This is a genomic window from Demequina lignilytica (assembly GCF_030418305.1).
Taxonomy (GTDB): domain Bacteria; phylum Actinomycetota; class Actinomycetes; order Actinomycetales; family Demequinaceae; genus Demequina; species Demequina lignilytica.
This window is the reverse complement of sequence record NZ_JAUHPX010000001.1, coordinates 157,620-175,729: the sequence shown is the minus strand read 5'-3', so window position 1 is coordinate 175,729 and position 18,110 is coordinate 157,620. Positions and strand designations below refer to the sequence as shown.

Below are 18,110 nucleotides of genomic sequence, written 5' to 3'. Positions count from 1 at the left end.
TCTCATCATCCGGACGCCCGTCCCACCCGTGGAAGAATGTCGACCATGCTCAGATGGCTCACCGCAGGAGAATCGCACGGCCCGGCCCTGGTCGGCACGCTCGAGGGCCTTCCGTCCGGCGTCGAGATCACCAGCGCCGAGATCCAGGCCGCGCTCGCACGCCGCCGGCTCGGCGCCGGCCGCGGTGCGCGCATGAAGTTCGAGCAGGACCAGGTCACCATCCTCGGCGGCGTCCGTCACGGCCTCAGCCAGGGCGGCCCCGTGGCCGTCATGGTCGGCAATACGGAGTGGCCCAAGTGGGAGACCGTCATGTCTGCCGACCCGGTCGACCCCGAGGAGCTCGGCGGCGCCCGCGGCGCCGCGCTCACGCGTCCCCGCCCGGGCCACGCTGACCTGGTGGGCATGACCAAGTACCACTTCGACGATGCGCGGCCGGTGTTGGAGCGCGCGTCCGCCCGCGAGACCGCGGCGCGGGTTGCGCTGGGACAGGTCGCCGAGAACTTCCTCGAGCAGGCCGCCGGCATCCGGCTGGTCGCGCACACCGTGCAGGTGGGCCCGATCGTCGTCCCCGAGGACGCGCCGCTGCCCCCGGCCGATGCCACCCCTGAGCTCGACGAGGACCCGATCCGCTGCTTCCACGCCGAGACCTCGGCCGCGATGCTCGCCGAGATCGACGACTGCCAGAAGGCGGGCGACACCCTTGGCGGTGTGGTCGAGGTGGTGGCCTACGGCGTCCCGGTCGGGCTCGGCAGCCACGTGCACTGGGACCGCCGTCTCGACGCGCGCCTCGCGGCCGCGATCATGGGCATCCAGGCCATCAAGGGTGTCGAGGTCGGCGACGGCTTCCGCACCGCGGCGCGCCGGGGTTCGCAGGCCCACGACGAGATCGAGTACGGCGAGGACGGTGTCCAGCGCCGCACCAACCGTGCGGGAGGCGTCGAGGGCGGCATGACCAACGGCGAGCCGCTCCGCGTCCGCGCCGCGATGAAGCCCATCAGCACCGTTCCCCGCGCTCTCGACACGATCGACACCGCGACCGGCGAGGCCGCGAAGGCGATCCATCAGCGCTCCGACGTGTGCGCGGTCGCGCCGGCGGCCGTGGTCGCGCAGGCGATGGTGGCGCTGACCCTTGCCGACTCGCTGCTCGAGAAGTTCGGTGGCGACTCGGTGCAGGAGGTCCGCCGCAACATCGAGTCCTACGTCGCCTCCATCCCGGAGCACCTCCGCTGATGGCGCCCCGCGCGGTCCTGGTCGGCCCGCCCGGCTCGGGCAAGTCGACGGTCGCCAAGGCCCTGGCGCGCCTGTGGGACGTCGAGCGCCGCGACACGGACGCAGACGTCGAGGCGACCGCGGGCAAGGAGATCTCCGAGATCTTCGTCGACGACGGTGAGCAGGCCTTCCGCACGCTCGAGCGTGAGGCTGTCGCGACCGCGCTGGCCGAGCACGACGGGGTCCTGAGCCTCGGCGGGGGAGCGATCCTGGACGATGCGACGCAGGCGCTTCTCGAGGCGTACGCAGCCCACGGGGGAGCGGTGGCCTTCCTCGACGTCACCCTCAGCGCGGCAGCCCCACGCGTCGGCTTGAACAACGCTCGCCCGCTCCTGGTGGGCAACCCGCGTCGTCAGTGGATGGACCTGATGGAGGCGCGACGCCCCATCTACGAGCGCCTCGCCACCGTCACCGTCCTCACCGACAAGCTCACCCCGGCCCAGGTCGCGCGCGAGATCGCCGACGCGATCGACTGCCAGGCCGACTGAACGGAGCCCGCATGACCTCCCCCCGCATCGTCCACGTCGCGACGTCCGCACCGTACGACGTCACCGTCGGCGAGAACCTGCTGCAGGACGTCGCGAGCGCCGTGCCCGAGTCCGCGATGCGCGTGCTGGTGGTCACCGCGGCGCCGCTTCGCCGCCACGTCGACAACCTCAAGGCGCTGCTCGACTCCCGCGGGCTGACTGTGGTGATCGCCGAGGTGCCCGATGCCGAGGAGGGCAAGTCGGCGGAGGTGCTGGCGTTCTGCTGGGGCGTGCTCGGCAAGTCCGACTTCACGCGCAGCGACGTCGTGATCGGCTTCGGCGGGGGAGCGGTGACCGACCTCGCCGGGTTCGTGGCGGCGACCTGGCTGCGCGGGGTGGGAGTCATCCAGGTCCCCACCACGCTGCTGGCGATGGTCGACGCGGCGGTCGGCGGCAAGACCGGGATCAACACGGCCGAGGGCAAGAACCTGGTCGGCGCGTTCCACGAGCCGCTCAGCGTCTGGTGCGACGTGCGCGCGCTCGACACGTTGCCGCGGCACGACCTGGTCGCCGGCCTCGCCGAGGTGGTCAAGTGCGGCTTCATCCGCGATCCGGAGATTCTGACGATCGTCGGGGAGAACCTGACGATGCTGCGGGGCGAGGGCCGCGAGGGCAGCCTGGACGATGCGACGCGCGCCGTCCTGGTCGAGCTCATCACCCGCGCGATCCAGGTCAAGGCCGACGTCGTGTCGGCGGACCTCAAGGAGTCCTACCTTCGGGAGATCCTCAACTACGGCCACACGTTCGCCCACGCGATCGAGTACACCGAGCGGTACCAGTGGCGTCACGGCGCAGCGGTGTCCGTCGGGATGGTGTTCGTCGCCGAGCTGGCCCACCTCGCCGGCAAGCTGACCGAGGAGGAGGTGGACCGCCACCGCACGATCCTCGCCGGGCTAGGGCTCCCGACCACCTACCCCGGGCATCGCTGGGACGCGCTGCTCACGGCCATGCGCCGTGACAAGAAGACGCGGGGCGACCTGCTGCGCTTCGTCATCCTCAACGGGCTGCAGAACCCGGTCCGTCTCGAGGGCCCGGACCCCGCCATCCTGCAGGGTGCCTACGCGGCCGTGTCGGCCTGAGGTCGTCGAGCATCGTCCCGCTACTCTGACGGCATGAACGTCCTGGTCGTCAACGGTCCCAACCTCCGCCGCCTCGGCACGCGCGAGCCGGAGAAGTACGGCACCACCACGCACGACGAGCTCGCGGTGCTGGTCACCCAGTGGGGAGCCGACCTCGGGCTCGACGTCGAGGTCCGCCAGTCCGACGACGAGGCGGACCTGGTCCACTGGATGCACGAGAGCGTCGATTCGGGCACCCACGTGATCCTCAACCCGGCCGCCTTCACCCACTACTCGTACGCCCTGCGCGACGCCTGCGCGCTGGTGAGCTCCGCCGGGCTGAGCCTGGTCGAGGTGCACCTCACCAACCCGCACGCCCGTGAGACCTTCCGCCACACCAGCGTGATCTCAGGCGTGGCGTCGGGCACCATCGCGGGCTTCGGGATCGACTCGTACCGGCTCGCCCTCGAGGCCGTCGCGCGGCGCGTCGGCTAGAATCGTCTGCGGACTAATCCCAGAAACTTCTGTAAGGACACCCCTGTGGCGACTTCTAACGACATCAAGAACGGCTCCGTGCTCAACATCGACGGCAACCTCTGGTCCGTCATCGAGTTCCAGCACGTGAAGCCCGGCAAGGGCGGCGCCTTCGTCCGCACCAAGCTGAAGAACGTGCTCACGGGCAAGGTGGTCGACAAGACCTACAACGCCGGCGCCAAGGTCGAGTTCGAGACCGTCGACCGTCGCGACATGCAGTACCTGTACTTCGACGGCACGTCGTACATCTTCATGGACCCGCAGACCTTCGACCAGATCCCGGTCTCCGAGGCGGTCATGGGCGACGCGACCGACTACCTGCTCGAGAACGAGTCCGCGGTGATCGGCTCGAACAACGGCAACCCGATCTTCCTCGAGCTCCCGGGCTCCGTGGTCCTCGAGGTCACCTACACCGAGCCGGGTCTGCAGGGCGACCGCTCGTCGGGCGGCACCAAGCCCGCCACGCTCGAGACCGGCAAGGAGATCCAGGTCCCGCTGTTCCTCGAGGTCGGCACCAAGGTCAAGGTCAACACCTCGACCGGCGAGTACCAGTCGCGCGTCAACGACTAGTGGCCGCTCGCACCAAGGCGCGCAAGCGCGCGCTCGACATCCTCTTCGAGGCCGACCAGAAGGGCTCGAACGTCCTCGCGGTGCTCGAGGATCGCCTGCGCGACTCGGGCCGTGAGACCCCGCTGCCGCCGTACTCCGAGGAGATCGTCCGCGGCGTCGTGCACTGGTGGGTCGAGCTCAACTCGATCATCCAGCAGGCCTCGCCCGAGTGGACGCTGCCGCGCATGCCCGCCGTCGACCGCGCGCTGCTGCGCATCGGCGCGTGGGAGATCCTCTGCAACGATGAGGTCGGCATCGGCACCGCGATCGACGAGGCCGTGAAGCTCGCCGCGGACCTGTCCACCGACGACTCGCCGTCCTTCATCAACGGCGTGCTCGGCACGGTGGCGCGCGAGGCGCCGGCGCTGAAGTCGGGGGAGTAGCGCCGCACAAACGTAGGGGAGGGGTCCGTGCCGATCGGCACGGGCCCCTTCATTCTCCCTGTGGACGGTCTCTGATTTGTCCGTTTCGATGTCAGACCCCTCCGGTTGACTGGTCTCATGGCACCGACCACCGGCACCGAGACCCTCGCGCAGCTCCGCGCCCGGGCCGAGTCCGCCGATGGCCTGACGGATCCCGAGATCGAGGCGTTCATGGAGCGGATGGTCGATCACCGACGCGAGGTCGACGTGATCCTCGCGCTCCTCGCATGCCATGTGAAGAAGCGTTCGGCCGCACGTTCCGGGGCTGCACGTCGGCGCGGCTTCCAGACCAGCGCACAGATGACCGCCGCCAAGATCGGCGGCACGGTCGCCGAGGCGCAGCGCCTCGAGGACATGGGCGAGGTCCTGCTCGGCGCTCAGGAAGGGGACGATGCGGGGGAGCAGCACGGCGGGAAGCCGGACGATGCGGGCGCCCAGAATGAAGGACAGGAACAGGCCACGTCCAAGCAGAAGGCGACCGGCCCGACCTTCCCCTACCTTGCGCAGGCCGTTCGCGGCCGCCGTGTGGGTCCCGACGCCGGCGCGCTGATCCGTTCGTTGCTGCTGCGGCATCCCGACGCCCGCGAGGCGTCGGGACTCCAGGTCGATCCCGGGCTTCGCGAGACGCGCCTCGGCAAGCTCCCCCTCGCCGCGGTCGAGCGGGCGACGGTCGACAAGTGCGCAGGCCTGCCGCTGCGGTCCGTGCGGAGCCTGATCGCCCGGCTCGAGGCGGACCTCACGCCCCCGCCTGAAGCCGAGCGGGACTACGAGGAGCTGCGGCGTCGCCGGTTCGTCACCGTGCGGGAGGATCGCGACGGCATGGTGCAGGTCCACGCCCTGCTCGACCCGCTCACCGCCGCGCCGCTACTGGCGTCGATGCGCGGCTATGTCAAGGGCGCGATGAGGCGGAACCAGGACGACCGTGGCGTCGACGACCGCACCCCCGAGCAGATGCGCGCCGACGCGCTCGGGTGGCTCGGCCGCCATGCCACGTCCTGCCGCGCGCCGCACGACGGGATCAAGACCACCGTCAACATCCGCATGACCCTCGAGCAGCTGCAGCGCGCGACGGGACACGGCACCGTGGACGGGATCTCCCGCCCGATCCCTGCCGCCGTCCTGCGTCGAGAGGCCGCTGATGCCTGCGCGATCCCGACGGTCCTGGGCGGGCGGTCCGAGATCCTCGACCACGGCTCGGCCGAGCGACTCTTCACCCGGCCGCAGCGCCGGGCGCTGATCGAGAGGGACGGCGGATGCGCCTGGTGTCAGGCACCTCCCGACTTCTGCGACGCGCACCATCTCACCTACTGGCGCAACGGTGGTCGGACGGACCTGGACAACGGGATCATGCTCTGCGTCGGATGCCACACCTGGATCCATCGAGACGGGTGGCAGATCCGGATGGTCGACGGCAGACCCTGGTTCATCCCGCCCGCCGACGTCGACCCGGCACGGCGGCCGCGGCCCGGGGGGAGACATGCCTCGACCATGAGCGACGAGGATGTCGCGGCAGCACTGGCGGCCGTGGCGTGAACGAGCGGTGCGACCAGGCCGCGTCGGGTAGGCTGTCCACGCAACCCAGACATCCTTTAAGGACCGTCCAGAGAGGCGGGGAAGGAGGTCGCCAGGTGACTGGCACCATCATGGGGGCGGCGGACATCTCCCGCGCCCTGACACGCATCGCCCACGAGATCGTGGAGCGCAACGACGGCGCCGCCGACGTGGTCCTCATGGGGATCCCCACGCGCGGCCTTCCGCTCGCGCATCGTCTCGCCGCCCGCATCGCGGACATCGATCCCGGCTTCGACGCCGAGACCGCCTGCGGCGCCCTCGACATCACCATGTACCGGGACGACCTCTTCAAGAACCCCACCCGGACCATCGGCACCACCTCGGTGCCGGATGCCGGGATCGACGATGCGGTGGTGGTCCTGGTCGACGACGTCTTCCACACCGGCCGCACCATCCGCGCCGCGCTCGACGCGATCCGCGACATCGGCCGCCCGCGGGCCGTCCAGCTCGCCGCCCTGGTGGACCGCGGCCACCGCGAGCTGCCGATCCGCGCCGACTTCGTGGGCAAGAACATCCCCACCGCCCGCTCGGAGCGCGTCAACGTGCACCTCGAGGAGCTCGACGGCGAGGACGCCGTCCTGCTGACCAAGGGGGCGTGACCGTGCGACACCTCCTCGGCACCACCGACCTGAGCCGCGAGGACGCGATCCTCCTGCTCGACACCGCCGCCCAGATGGCCGCCACGCAGGAGCGCGAGGTCCGCAAGCTCCCGACGCTGCGCGGCAAGACCGTGGTCAACCTGTTCTTCGAGGACTCGACCCGCACCCGCATCTCCTTCGAGGCCGCCGCCAAGCGCCTCAGCGCGGACGTCATCAACTTCTCCGCCAAGGGCAGCTCCGTGTCCAAGGGCGAGTCCCTCAAGGACACCGCCCTCACGCTGCAGGCGATGGGCGCCGACGCCGTGGTGGTCCGCCACTGGGCCTCCGGCGCCGCCTACCAGCTCGCCCACGGCGGCTGGCTGCACGGCAGCGTCCTCAACGCCGGCGACGGCACCCACCAGCACCCCACCCAGGCCCTGCTCGATGCCTTCACCGCGCGCCGCCATCTGGTCGCCGACCCGACCGGCCAGGGCCTCGACGGGCTCACGGTCGCGATCGTCGGCGACGTGCTCCACAGCCGTGTCGCCCGCTCGAACGTGCACCTGCTGAACACCCTGGGTGCGCACGTGGTCCTGGTGGCCCCGCCCACGCTGGTCCCCGTCGGCATCGAGCCCTGGCCCTGCACCGTGGTCCACACCCTCGACCAGGCGATCGAGACGTACGACATCGACGCGCTCATGATGCTGCGCGTCCAGCGCGAGCGGATGAGCGGCGGGGGAGACGCCTTCTTCCCCAGCCCCGCGGAGTACTCCCGCATCTACGGCCTCGACGCCGACCGCATGAACCGCCTGCCCGACCACGCCATCGTCATGCACCCCGGCCCCATGAACCGGGGCCTCGAGATCTCGGCCGAGGCCGCAGACTCGCCCCGCTCCGTGATCGTGGAGCAGGTCGCGAACGGCGTCGCCGTCCGCATGGCCGCCCTGTACCTGCTGCTTGCCGGAGAGGAGGGCGCGCAGTGAGCCGCCCCATCGTCATCAAGAACGCGTCGCTGTACGGCGACACCCCCGCCACCCTCCTGATCGAGGACGGCGTCATCACCACGGTCGCCCAGGACGCCGCCTCGATCGCGACGCCGGACGATGCGGTGGTCATCGAGGCGGAGGGTCTCGTGGCCCTCCCGGGCCTGGTGGACCTTCACACCCACCTGCGCGAGCCCGGCCGTGAGGACGCCGAGACCATCGAGACCGGTTCGCGCGCCGCCGCCCGCGGCGGCTGGACCGCCGTCCACGCGATGGCCAACACCAACCCCGTCGCTGACACCGCCGGCGTGGTCGAGCAGGTCTACAGCCGTGGTCAGGAGATCGGCCTCGTGGACGTGTTCCCGGTGGGCGCCGTCACCGTGGGCCTCAAGGGCGAGCACCTCTCCGAGATGGGCGCCATGGCCAACTCGAAGGCGCGGGTCCGCCTCTTCTCCGACGACGGCGTCTGCGTCTACGACCCCGTCATCATGCGCCGCGCGCTCGAGTACGTGAAGGCTTTCGACGGCGCCGTGGTCCAGCACGCCCAGGACCTGCGCCTGACCGAGGGCTCCCAGATGCACGAAGGCGTCGTCAGCGCCGAGCTCGGCCTCGCGGGCTGGCCCGCCGTGGCGGAGGAGTCGATCGTCGCCCGCGACGCGCTGCTGGCCGAGCACGTCGGCTCCCGCGTGCACGTCCAGCACCTCAGCACCGCCGGCTCGGTCGAGATCATCCGCTGGGCGAAGGCCCGCGGCATCAACGTCACCGCCGAGGCCACGCCGCACCACCTGCTGCTGACCGACGAGTCCGCGCGCACCTACGACCCGCTGTTCAAGGTCAACCCGCCGCTGCGCACCCAGTCCGACGTCGACGCCCTCCGCGCCGCCGTGGCCGACGGCACCATCGACATCATCGCCACCGACCACGCGCCGCACGCCAGCGAGGACAAGGACTGCGAGTGGGCCGCCGCATCGTTCGGCATGCTCGGCCTGGAGACCGCGCTCGGCGTCATCCAGAAGGTGCTGGTCGACACCGGCGCCGCCACCTGGCGCGACGTGGCCCGCCTGATGTCGGAGACCCCGGCCCGCATCGGCATGGTCGACGACCGCCACGGCCGCCCCCTCGCCGCCGGCGAGCCCGCGAACGTCACGCTGGTGGATCCGAACGCCACCTGGACGGTGGACGCCGCCCAGCTGGCGTCGCGTGCCCGCAACACCCCGTACGGTGGCATCGAGCTGCCGGGCCGCGCAGTGGCCACGTTCCTGCGCGGCGTCCCCACCCATCTCGACACGCAGCTGGAAGGAGCCTTCGCATGAGGGCAGTGCTCGTCCTGGAGGACGGCCAGACGTTCGAGGGTCGCGCGTACGGCGCGACCGGCGAGACCCTAGGGGAGATCGTCTTCAACACCGGCATGACCGGGTACCAGGAGACCCTCACCGACCCGAGCTACCACAAGCAGATCGTCGTGATGACGGCGCCCCACATCGGCAACACCGGCGTCAACGACGAGGACGACGAGTCCCGCCAGTACTGGGTCGCCGGCTATGTGGTCCGCGACCCCGCCCGCCGCCCCTCCAACTGGCGCGCCCAGCGCAGCCTCGACGAGGACCTGGTCGCCCAGGGGATCGTCGGCATCTCCGGCATCGACACCCGGCAGCTCACCCGCGTGCTCCGCACCGCGGGCGTGATGCGCGCCGGCATCTTCTCCGGCGAGGCGCTGGCGTCGGACGATGCGCTCCTCTCCAAGGTGCGCGGCGCCGCCGAGATGAAGGGCGCCCACCTCGCGGACGAGGTCAGCGTCACCGAGCCCTACGTGGTCGAGCCGGTGGGGGAGCAGAAGGCCCACGTGGTCGCGGTCGACCTGGGCATCAAGGCGATGACCCCCGAGCAGATGGCCCAGCGCGGCATCAAGGTGACGGTGGTGCCCTCGGCGACCACCGCATCGTCCATCCTGGCGATGAACCCGGACGGCGTCTTCTTCTCCAACGGCCCCGGCGACCCGGCCGCCGCCGAGCGCGCCGTCGCCACCCTGCGCGAGGTGCTCGACGCCAAGGTGCCGTTCTTCGGCATCTGCTTCGGCAACCAGATCCTGGGCCGCGCGCTCGGCTACGGCACCTACAAGCTGCAGTTCGGCCACCGCGGCATCAACCAGCCCGTCATGGACCGCACCACCGGCAAGGTGGAGATCACCGCGCACAACCACGGGTTCGCCGTCGACGCACCGCTCGAGGGCGACTCGCAGTCGCCGTCCGGCTACGGCCGCGTCAAGGTCAGCCACGTGTGCCTGAACGACGACGTGGTCGAGGGCCTCGAATGCCTCGACATCCCGGCGTTCTCCGTCCAGTACCACCCGGAGGCCGCGGCCGGTCCGCACGACGCCTCGTACCTCTTCGACCGCTTCCTCGACCTCATGAAGGGTGAGCGCTGAGCATGCCCAAGCGCGACGACATCAACTCCGTCCTCGTCATCGGCTCCGGGCCGATCGTCATCGGTCAGGCCTGCGAGTTCGACTACTCCGGCACCCAGGCCTGCCGCGTCCTCAAGTCCGAGGGCGTCCGCGTGATCCTCATCAACTCCAACCCGGCCACGATCATGACCGACCCGGAGTTCGCCGACGCCACCTACGTCGAGCCCATCACCACCGAGTGCATCGAGCGGATCATCGAGAAGGAGCGCCCCGACGCGCTCCTCCCGACCCTCGGCGGCCAGACCGCCCTCAACGCCGCCATCGCGGTCGCGGAGGCCGGCATCCTCGACAAGTACGGCGTCGAGCTGATCGGCGCCAACCTCGAGGCGATCAACCTGGGCGAGAACCGCGAGCTGTTCAAGGGCGTCGTCGAGCGCTGCGGCGCCGACTCCGCGAAGTCCGTCATCTGCCACACCATGGACGAGTGCCTCGCCGCCGCCGAGGAGCTGAACTACCCCGTGGTGGTCCGCCCCTCCTTCACCATGGGCGGCCTGGGCTCGGGCTTCGCGTACGACGAGGCCGACCTGCGTCGCATCGCAGGCGCCGGGCTGCACTACTCGCCGACCACGGAGGTCCTCCTCGAGGAGTCCATCCTGGGCTGGAAGGAGTACGAGCTCGAGCTCATGCGCGACAAGCACGACAACGTCGTGGTGGTCTGCTCGATCGAGAACGTCGACCCCGTGGGCGTCCACACCGGCGACTCCGTCACCGTCGCACCCGCGCTGACCCTGACGGACCGCGAGTACCAGCGCATGCGCGACGTCGGCATCGCGATCATCCGCGAGGTCGGCGTCGACACCGGCGGCTGCAACGTGCAGTTCGCCGTCGAGCCCGACACCGGCCGCCTGATCGTGATCGAGATGAACCCGCGCGTGTCGCGCTCCTCGGCGCTGGCGTCGAAGGCGACCGGCTTCCCGATCGCCAAGATCGCGGCCCGCCTCGCGATCGGCTACGCGCTCGACGAGATCCCGAACGACATCACCGGCTCCACGCCGGCGAGCTTCGAGCCCACCCTCGACTACATCGTGGTCAAGGTGCCCCGCTTCGCGTTCGAGAAGTTCCCGGCCGCCGACCCGGTGCTCACGACCACCATGAAGTCGGTGGGCGAGGCCATGTCCCTGGGACGCTCCTTCACCGAGGCGCTCGGCAAGGCGCTCCGCTCGATCGACAAGAAGGGCATGAACTTCCACTGGGACGGCCCGGCGCCCGCGGGCGACGAGCTCGCCGAGCTGATCGAGGCCATCAAGGTCCCCACGGAGAAGCGCTTCATCCAGGTGCAGCAGTGCCTGCGCGCCGTCGAGGCCGGCACCATCGCCCTCGAGGACGTCTTCGACGCCTGCCGCATCGACCCCTGGTTCCTCGACCAGATGCTGTTGATGAACGAGGTCGCGACCCGCGTGGCGACCGCGACGGCGCTCGACGCCGAGGTGCTGCGCGAGGCCAAGTCGCACGGCCTGTCCGACCAGCAGATCGCGGACCTCCGCGGCCTCAAGGTCAACGAGGTGTTCCAGATCCGCAAGGCCCTGGGCGTGACCCCCGTGTTCAAGACCGTGGACACGTGCGCCGCCGAGTTCGAGGCGCGCACGCCGTACCACTACAGCTCGTACGACGCCGAGACCGAGGTGCAGCCCCGCGACCGCGAGGCCGTGATCATCCTCGGCTCGGGTCCGAACCGCATCGGGCAGGGCATCGAGTTCGACTACTCGTGCGTCCACGCCGCCCTGACGCTCAAGGACCGCTACGAGACCATCATGGTCAACTGCAACCCCGAGACCGTCTCCACCGACTACGACACCGCCAACCGCCTCTACTTCGAGCCCCTGACGTTCGAGGACGTCATGGCGATCTACGAGGCGGAGAAGGCCGTGGGCCCGGTGAAGGGCATGTTCGTCCAGCTGGGCGGCCAGACCCCGCTGTCCCTCGCGCAGCGCCTCGCCGACGCGGGCGTGCCCATCCTGGGCACCAGCCCCGAGGCGATCGACAACGCCGAGGACCGCGCGGCCTTCGGCCGCGTGCTCGACGCCGCCGAGCTGCCCGCCCCCGCGTACGGCACGGCCCACGGCATCGACCAGGCCGTCGAGATCGCCGAGTCCATCGGCTACCCGGTCCTGGTGCGCCCCTCGTACGTGCTCGGCGGCCGCGGCATGGAGATCGTCTACGACCGCGCTCAGCTCGAGGACTACGGCACCCGCATGGACTCGATCGGCGACCACGCGACCGACGCCCCGCTCCTGGTCGACCGCTTCCTCGACGACGCGATCGAGATCGACGTCGACGCCCTGTACGACGGCGAGGAGATGTTCCTCGGCGGCGTCATGGAGCACATCGAGGAGGCTGGCATCCACTCCGGCGACTCCGCCTGCGTGCTGCCGCCGTTCTCGCTGTCGAAGGCGGAGCTCGAGCGCATCCGGGTGTCCACCGAGGCCCTCGCGAAGGGCATCGGCGTGCGCGGCCTCATGAACGTCCAGTACGCGCTCGTGTCGGACGTGCTCTACGTCCTCGAGGCCAACCCGCGCGCGTCGCGCACGGTGCCGTTCGTCGCCAAGGCCACCGGCATCCCGCTGGCGAAGGCGGCGTCGGAGGTCATGGCCGGCGCGACCATCGCCGAGCTGCGCGCCTCCGGCATGCTGCCCGAGCACGACGCGGCGACGGTCGACATGGCCCAGCGCGTCGCCGTGAAGGAGGCCGTGCTGCCCTTCAAGCGGTTCCGCACCCACGAGGGGATCGCCGTCGACTCCGTGCTCGGCCCCGAGATGCGCTCGACCGGCGAGGTGATGGGCTTCGACGAGACCTTCCCGCTCGCGTTCGCGAAGTCGCAGGCCGCCGCCTTCGGCGGGCTTCCCACGGGTGGCAAGGCGTTCATCTCGATCTCCGACCGCGACAAGCGCTCGATCACCTTCCCGGTGGCGCGCCTGCGCCAGCTCGGCTTCGAGATCCTCGCGACCGCCGGCACCGCGCAGGTTCTCCAGCGCATGGGCATCCCCTCGACCGTGGTCCGGAAGAACTCGGAGGGCCGTGGCCCCCATGGCGAGCCGACCATCGTCGACCTCATCCACGAGGGTGGCGTCGACCTGATCGTCAACACGCCCTCGGGCCAGGGCGCGCGCGCCGACGGCTACGAGATCCGCGCCGCGGCGACCGCCGCCGACATCGCGATGGTCACCACCACGCAGCAGCTCTCGGCGGCGGTGCTCGCCATCGAGGCGCTGCAGGCCGGCCCCTTCGACGTCCTCAGCCTGCAGGACGCCGCCGCCGGCTGATGCGGCACCCGGGGACGCGCCGGGCGGGTTCGCACCCGCGTGGCGCGTCCCCTGCGCATGTTCAAATTCGCAGGTAGAGTGAGTGATGAGCGGCCCCGGGCCGCGTCAGGGAGGTTCCAGATGGCGTTCGGCGCCCAGCTCGCGGCAGCGATGGACCGGCACGGTCCCCTGTGCGTCGGCATCGACCCCCACGCGGGTCTCCTGGCGGCGTGGGGCCTGCCCGACACCGCCGACGGCCTGCGCGCCTTCTCGGACGCCGTCCTCGACGCCGCCGCCGGCGGCTGCGCGGCGGTGAAGCCGAACGCCGCGTTCTACGAGCGTCACGGATCCGCGGGCGTCGCCGTGCTCGAGCACGTGCTGGGCCGGTCGCGGGAGCTCGGGCTCCTCACGGTCCTCGACGCCAAGCGCGGCGACATCGGCTCGACCATGCAGGGCTACGCCGAGTCCTACCTGGTGCCCGGCGCGCCCCTCGAGGCGGACTCCGTGACCGTCTCCCCGTACCTGGGCTTCGGATCCCTGAAGCCCGCCCTCGACCTTGCCGCCGAGCATGGCAAGGGCGTCTTCGTGCTCGCCCTCACCTCGAACCCCGAGGGCGCATCGGTCCAGCACGCCATCGCGCCGGACGGCAGAGCCGTCGCGGCCGTGGTCGCCGACGAGGCGGCCGCGATCAACAGCGGAGCCGAGCCCATGGGTGACATCGGGCTCGTTGTGGGCGCCACCGTCGGCGACGCCGTGCACCGCCTGGGCATCGATCTCGACCGGGTCAACGGTCCGCTCCTGTCGCCCGGCGTGGGCGCGCAGGGGGCCGGACCAGCGGAGTTGTCCCTGGTCTTCGGGAACGCGAAGGCTCGCGTGCTCGTCAATCAGTCGAGGGGCGTGCTGTCCGCGGGCCCCGACGTCGAGAGGTTGCGGACGGCCGTCCTGGACGCGTCCGCCGCAGCCGCCAGCATCCTGCGCTGAGGGTCCCCCTCAGCCGGGTCGAGCAAGGAAGGGAGAGGCCATGGCCACTCCGGAACTGACCGACGAGCAGCGCGCCGCCGCGCTCGTGAAGGCCACCGCGGTCCGGTCCGCGCGTCGCGTGTTCAAGGAGGAGCTCGCGCGTGGGGAGATGAGCCTCGGTGAGGCCATCCGCAAGGCGAAGGCGGACGACGCCCTCGCCGGCATCCGCGTCAAGGACCTGCTGCAGTGCCTCCCCGGGATCGGGCCCAAGCGCGCCCAGATCGTGATGGAGGAGATCGGGATCTCGCTGGCCCGCCGCATCCGCGGACTGGGGCAGCACCAGGTCGACGCCCTGCTCGAACGCGAGCGCCGATGAGTCGACTCGTCGTCCTTGCCGGCCCGACGGCGGTCGGCAAGGGGACGGTCGTACGCGCCCTGCGGGATCTCGATCCCGACGTCTACATCTCGGTCTCGGCCACGACGCGCGATCCGCGCCCGGGCGAGATCGACGGCGTCCACTACCACTTCATCTCCCCGGAGGACTTCGACCGCCGCGTGGAAGCGGGGGAGTTCCTCGAGTGGGCCGTGGTGCACGGGGTCAACCGCTACGGGACCCTCCGGGGCCCCGTCGACGAGCGGCTCGCCCACGGCCAGAGCGTGCTCCTGGAGATCGACCTCCAGGGTGCGCGCCAGGTCAAGGAGACGATGCCGGAGGCCCACTTCGTGTTCCTCGCGCCCCCGTCGTGGGAGGAGCTGGTCGACCGCCTGGTCGGTCGCGGCACCGAGTCCGAGGAGGAGCGCGAGCGTCGTCTCGCCACCGCCCGCGTCGAGCTGGCCGCCGAGAGCGAGTTCGACCAGACCATCGTGAACGACACCGTCGAGCGCGCCGCGACCGAGCTCCTCGGCGTGGTGCGCGCGAGCGGGTAGACTACTGCGAGTCTTTGCGTACGTATAAGGAGTGAACGTGGCCGGAACCATCGCCAACCCCGAGGGCATCACCAACCCGCCGATCGACAAGCTGCTCACGCAGGTCGAGTCGAAGTACGCCCTGGTGATCTACGCCTCGAAGCGTGCGCGTCAGATCAACTCGTACTACGAGGCCCTCGGCGAGGGTCACTTCGAGAACGTCGGCCCGCTCGTCGAGGCCGACTCGACGGACAAGCCGCTCTCGGTCGCGCTGCGCGAGCTGGGCGAGGGCGACCTGCTCGTCCTCGGCGACTCCGCCGCCGAGTAGGACCGACGTGCGCGTCCTCCTGGGCGTCACCGGGGGCGTGGCGGCCTACAAGGTCGCGATCGTCCTCAGGCGGCTCAAGGAGGACGGCCACACGGTTCGGGTGGTCCCCACGCGGGCCGCGCTCGAGTTCGTCGGGCGCGCCACCTGGGAGGCGCTGTCGGGCCAGCCCGCCACCTCCGAGACGTTCGACAACGTCCCCGCGGTCGAGCACGTGCGGCTCGGCCAGCAGGCCGACGTGGTGCTGGTCGCCCCGGCGACCGCCGACTTTATCGCGCAGGTCGCCCACGGCGAGGCGCGGGACCTGCTGGGCAACGCGCTCCTCGCGACCCGCGCCCCGGTGATGCTCGCCCCGGCGATGCACACGGAGATGTGGGAGAAGCCCTCGACGCAGGCCAACGTCGCGACCCTGCGCGCGCGCGGGATCCACGTGCTCGACCCCGCGGTGGGGCGCCTCACCGGGCCCGACTCGGGACCCGGCCGCCTGCCGGAGCCCGAGGCGATCGTCGCGGAACTGTACGCCGTCGCGGACGGCGCGGTCGGCGCCGGGCGCATGCGGCCCGTCGACCGCGAGCCCGGCGGCGGCTGGGGCGACCTGACCGGCGTCCGGATCGTCATCTCCGCCGGTGGCACGCGCGAGCCGCTCGACGCCGTGCGCTACCTCGGCAACCGGTCCTCGGGGCACCAGGGCTTCGCGCTGGCCGAGGCGGCCCGCGAGCGCGGCGCGCTCGTCACGGTGGTCGCGGCGAACGTGTCGCTGCCGCTGTCGGAGGGCGTCGCCCGCGTCGACGTCGAGACCTCCGCGGAGCTCGCGGAGGCGGTGCGCGGCGCGGCCGCCGGTGCCGACGTGGTGATCATGGCCGCCGCCGTCGCCGACTTCCGGCCCGCGGAGGCGTCCGCGAGCAAGATCAAGAAGGACGGCACGGGCTCCCTCACGCTCACCCTGGTCGAGACCGAGGACATCCTGCGCTCGCTGGTCGAGGAGGGCACCCCCGGCCGCACGGTCGTGGGCTTCGCGGCCGAGACGGGGGACGATGCGGCGTCCGCCCTCGAGCACGCGCAGGCCAAGGCGCGGCGCAAGGGCGCCGACCTGCTGGTGTTCAACCCGGTCGGCGCCGGTCGGGGCTTCGGCGACGTCCCCAACGAGGTGACGATGCTGGACGCCGGGGGAGAGGTGCGCGGCACGGCCGCCGGCACCAAGCTCGCGGTCGCGCACGCGGTCCTCGACGCGATCGTCGCCGTCCGCGCCTGACCTCGGCTGACGCGGCGCGCCGCCGCGCTGCCGCCCTGCCGAGCTCCCGCGCCCCGGGACACTCCGCACGGAACGAGTCCCGGGTCTGCGGCGTGTCGCGCCCGATCAGGGGTCCAGGCTCCGCGTGTCCCGCCCAGCTCCGTGCGCAGTGTCCGGGGGGGAGAGAGGGGTGCGAGAGGGGAGGAGGCGAGCAGGGGAGGACGGGAGCGCGTCAGGCCCCGCCACTATGCTGACCGGCATGAGCTCCCTGCGCCTGTTCACGTCCGAGTCGGTGACCGAGGGGCACCCCGACAAGATCTGCGACCAGGTCTCGGACGCGATCCTGGACGAGATGCTCCGGCAGGACCCGGGCTCGCGCGTCGCGGTCGAGACCATGGTCACCACGGGACTGGTGCACGTGGCCGGCGAGGTCAGCACCGAGGCGTACGTCGACATCCCGGGGACCATCCGCGGCGTGGTGAACGACATCGGCTACACGTCCTCGCGGGTCGGCTTCGACGGCGACTCCTGCGGCGTGTCCGTGTCGATCGGCGAGCAGTCGCCCGACATCTGGATGGGCGTCGGCCACGCGACGGACTCCGAGAACGACGAGCTCGGCGCCGGCGACCAGGGCCTGATGTTCGGCTACGCCTGCCGCGACACCCCCGAGCTGATGCCCGTCCCGATCCACCTCGCGCACGCCCTGACCCAGCGCCTCGCGCAGGTGCGCCGCAGCGGCGAGGTCGACGGCCTGCGCCCCGACGGCAAGGCGCAGGTCACCATCGGCTACGACGGCGACCGTGCCGTGTCCGTCGACACCGTGGTGCTGTCCACCCAGCACGAGGAGCGCATCGCCACCGCCGACCTGCGAGCGGCCATCGAGGAGGTCGTGATCGGCCCCGTGCTGGCGGGCTACGAGCTCGACGCCTCTGCGCATCGGTCCCTCATCAACCCGACCGGCCGCTTCGAGATCGGCGGCCCCAAGGGCGACGCCGGTCTGACCGGCCGCAAGATCATCGTCGACACGTACGGCGGCATGGCACGCCACGGTGGCGGGGCGTTCTCCGGCAAGGACCCGTCGAAGGTGGACCGCAGCGCGGCGTACGCCATGCGCTGGGTGGCCAAGAACGTGGTCGCCGCGGGCCTCGCCGACCGCTGCGAGGTCCAGGTCGCCTACGCGATCGGCACCGCGCACCCCGTGGGCCTCTACGTCGAGACGTTCGGCACGTCGACGGTCCCCGAGGACCGCATCGTCGCCGCGATCCGCGAGGTGTTCGACCTGCGTCCCGGCGCGATCATCGAGGCGCTCGACCTGAGGCGCCCGATCTACCGGGCCACCGCCGCGTACGGCCACTTCGGGCGCGAGCTGCCGGAGTTCACGTGGGAGCGGCTCGACCGCGTCGACGCGCTCCGGAGCGTCGTATAGCCGCCTC

18 protein-coding genes are annotated in these 18,110 nt (G+C 71.2%); all 18 read left to right on the top strand.

All coding sequences use genetic code 11. The annotated features are described in order from the left end of the window. Positions 1-45 precede the first annotated feature (45 nt). Positions 46-1,230, top strand: a complete 1,185-nt coding sequence (gene aroC / locus QQX10_RS00815) for a chorismate synthase (RefSeq protein ID WP_301144287.1) — start codon at positions 46-48, stop codon at positions 1,228-1,230. Next, on the top strand, positions 1,230-1,757 hold the full coding sequence (locus QQX10_RS00810) for a shikimate kinase (RefSeq protein WP_301144286.1): 528 nt from the start codon (positions 1,230-1,232) through the stop codon (positions 1,755-1,757). Before aroC ends, QQX10_RS00810 begins: the two co-directional genes overlap by 1 nt. A gap of 11 nt (positions 1,758-1,768) precedes the next feature. Beyond that, positions 1,769-2,875 carry a 3-dehydroquinate synthase gene (aroB, locus tag QQX10_RS00805; RefSeq protein WP_301144285.1) on the top strand — a complete coding sequence of 369 codons (1,107 nt, stop codon included), beginning with the start codon at positions 1,769-1,771 and terminating at the stop codon, positions 2,873-2,875. Positions 2,876-2,908: 33 nt separating this feature from the next. Next, the gene (aroQ, locus tag QQX10_RS00800; RefSeq protein ID WP_301144284.1) at positions 2,909-3,349 is read left to right on the top strand and encodes a type II 3-dehydroquinate dehydratase; all 441 of its coding nucleotides are present in this window, start codon (positions 2,909-2,911) and stop codon (positions 3,347-3,349) included. Between the two features lie 45 nt (positions 3,350-3,394). Further along, positions 3,395-3,958, top strand: coding sequence for an elongation factor P (gene efp / locus QQX10_RS00795; RefSeq protein WP_301144283.1), 564 nt, complete (start codon positions 3,395-3,397; stop codon positions 3,956-3,958). Next, on the top strand, positions 3,958-4,380 hold the full coding sequence (gene nusB, locus QQX10_RS00790; RefSeq protein WP_301144282.1) for a transcription antitermination factor NusB: 423 nt from the start codon (positions 3,958-3,960) through the stop codon (positions 4,378-4,380). Before efp ends, nusB begins: the two co-directional genes overlap by 1 nt. Before the next feature lie 117 nt (positions 4,381-4,497). Beyond that, positions 4,498-5,952 (top strand): HNH endonuclease, encoded by a 1,455-nt coding sequence (locus tag QQX10_RS00785; RefSeq protein WP_301144280.1) that lies wholly within the window; start codon positions 4,498-4,500, stop codon positions 5,950-5,952. Between the two features lie 110 nt (positions 5,953-6,062). Further along, on the top strand, positions 6,063-6,590 hold the full coding sequence (gene pyrR / locus QQX10_RS00780) for a bifunctional pyr operon transcriptional regulator/uracil phosphoribosyltransferase PyrR (RefSeq protein ID WP_301144509.1): 528 nt from the start codon (positions 6,063-6,065) through the stop codon (positions 6,588-6,590). 2 nt (positions 6,591-6,592) lie between these two features. Continuing rightward, entirely contained in the window at positions 6,593-7,552 is a 960-nt protein-coding gene (locus QQX10_RS00775) for an aspartate carbamoyltransferase catalytic subunit (RefSeq protein WP_301144279.1), read from the top strand. After that, the gene (locus QQX10_RS00770) at positions 7,549-8,865 is read left to right on the top strand and encodes a dihydroorotase (protein ID WP_301144278.1); all 1,317 of its coding nucleotides are present in this window, start codon (positions 7,549-7,551) and stop codon (positions 8,863-8,865) included. The genes QQX10_RS00775 and QQX10_RS00770 overlap by 4 nt, the downstream gene beginning before the upstream one ends. Continuing rightward, positions 8,862-9,977 (top strand): glutamine-hydrolyzing carbamoyl-phosphate synthase small subunit, encoded by a 1,116-nt coding sequence (gene carA / locus QQX10_RS00765; RefSeq protein WP_301144277.1) that lies wholly within the window; start codon positions 8,862-8,864, stop codon positions 9,975-9,977. The genes QQX10_RS00770 and carA overlap by 4 nt, the downstream gene beginning before the upstream one ends. A 2-nt stretch (positions 9,978-9,979) precedes the next feature. Next, positions 9,980-13,276 carry a carbamoyl-phosphate synthase large subunit gene (gene carB / locus QQX10_RS00760; RefSeq protein WP_301144276.1) on the top strand — a complete coding sequence of 1,099 codons (3,297 nt, stop codon included), beginning with the start codon at positions 9,980-9,982 and terminating at the stop codon, positions 13,274-13,276. A gap of 120 nt (positions 13,277-13,396) precedes the next feature. After that, on the top strand, positions 13,397-14,236 hold the full coding sequence (gene pyrF / locus QQX10_RS00755) for an orotidine-5'-phosphate decarboxylase (RefSeq protein ID WP_301144275.1): 840 nt from the start codon (positions 13,397-13,399) through the stop codon (positions 14,234-14,236). Between the two features lie 40 nt (positions 14,237-14,276). Next, complete coding sequence (gene mihF, locus QQX10_RS00750; protein ID WP_301144274.1) at positions 14,277-14,591, top strand: integration host factor, actinobacterial type; 315 nt, start codon at positions 14,277-14,279, stop codon at positions 14,589-14,591. Then, the gene (gene gmk / locus QQX10_RS00745) at positions 14,588-15,142 is read left to right on the top strand and encodes a guanylate kinase (RefSeq protein ID WP_301144273.1); all 555 of its coding nucleotides are present in this window, start codon (positions 14,588-14,590) and stop codon (positions 15,140-15,142) included. Before mihF ends, gmk begins: the two co-directional genes overlap by 4 nt. A 37-nt stretch (positions 15,143-15,179) precedes the next feature. Continuing rightward, entirely contained in the window at positions 15,180-15,449 is a 270-nt protein-coding gene (rpoZ, locus tag QQX10_RS00740) for a DNA-directed RNA polymerase subunit omega (RefSeq protein WP_301144272.1), read from the top strand. 7 nt (positions 15,450-15,456) lie between these two features. Then, complete coding sequence (coaBC, locus tag QQX10_RS00735; RefSeq protein ID WP_301144271.1) at positions 15,457-16,698, top strand: bifunctional phosphopantothenoylcysteine decarboxylase/phosphopantothenate--cysteine ligase CoaBC; 1,242 nt, start codon at positions 15,457-15,459, stop codon at positions 16,696-16,698. Positions 16,699-16,936: 238 nt separating this feature from the next. Next, on the top strand, positions 16,937-18,103 hold the full coding sequence (metK, locus tag QQX10_RS00730) for a methionine adenosyltransferase (RefSeq protein ID WP_301144270.1): 1,167 nt from the start codon (positions 16,937-16,939) through the stop codon (positions 18,101-18,103). The last annotated feature ends 7 nt before the right edge of the window (positions 18,104-18,110 follow it).

What these genes read in the sequence shown, in the direction of transcription:
- aroC (WP_301144287.1), top strand. Translation starts at nt 46, where the DNA reads ATGCTCAGATGGCTCACCGCAGGAGAATCGCACGGCCCGGCCCTGGTC.
- QQX10_RS00810 (WP_301144286.1), top strand. Translation starts at nt 1,230, where the DNA reads ATGGCGCCCCGCGCGGTCCTGGTCGGCCCGCCCGGCTCGGGCAAGTCG.
- aroB (WP_301144285.1), top strand. Translation starts at nt 1,769, where the DNA reads ATGACCTCCCCCCGCATCGTCCACGTCGCGACGTCCGCACCGTACGAC.
- aroQ (WP_301144284.1), top strand. Translation starts at nt 2,909, where the DNA reads ATGAACGTCCTGGTCGTCAACGGTCCCAACCTCCGCCGCCTCGGCACG.
- QQX10_RS00785 (WP_301144280.1), top strand. Translation starts at nt 4,498, where the DNA reads ATGGCACCGACCACCGGCACCGAGACCCTCGCGCAGCTCCGCGCCCGG.
- pyrR (WP_301144509.1), top strand. Translation starts at nt 6,063, where the DNA reads ATGGGGGCGGCGGACATCTCCCGCGCCCTGACACGCATCGCCCACGAG.
- carA (WP_301144277.1), top strand. Translation starts at nt 8,862, where the DNA reads ATGAGGGCAGTGCTCGTCCTGGAGGACGGCCAGACGTTCGAGGGTCGC.
- carB (WP_301144276.1), top strand. Translation starts at nt 9,980, where the DNA reads ATGCCCAAGCGCGACGACATCAACTCCGTCCTCGTCATCGGCTCCGGG.
- pyrF (WP_301144275.1), top strand. Translation starts at nt 13,397, where the DNA reads ATGGCGTTCGGCGCCCAGCTCGCGGCAGCGATGGACCGGCACGGTCCC.
- mihF (WP_301144274.1), top strand. Translation starts at nt 14,277, where the DNA reads ATGGCCACTCCGGAACTGACCGACGAGCAGCGCGCCGCCGCGCTCGTG.
- gmk (WP_301144273.1), top strand. Translation starts at nt 14,588, where the DNA reads ATGAGTCGACTCGTCGTCCTTGCCGGCCCGACGGCGGTCGGCAAGGGG.
- metK (WP_301144270.1), top strand. Translation starts at nt 16,937, where the DNA reads ATGAGCTCCCTGCGCCTGTTCACGTCCGAGTCGGTGACCGAGGGGCAC.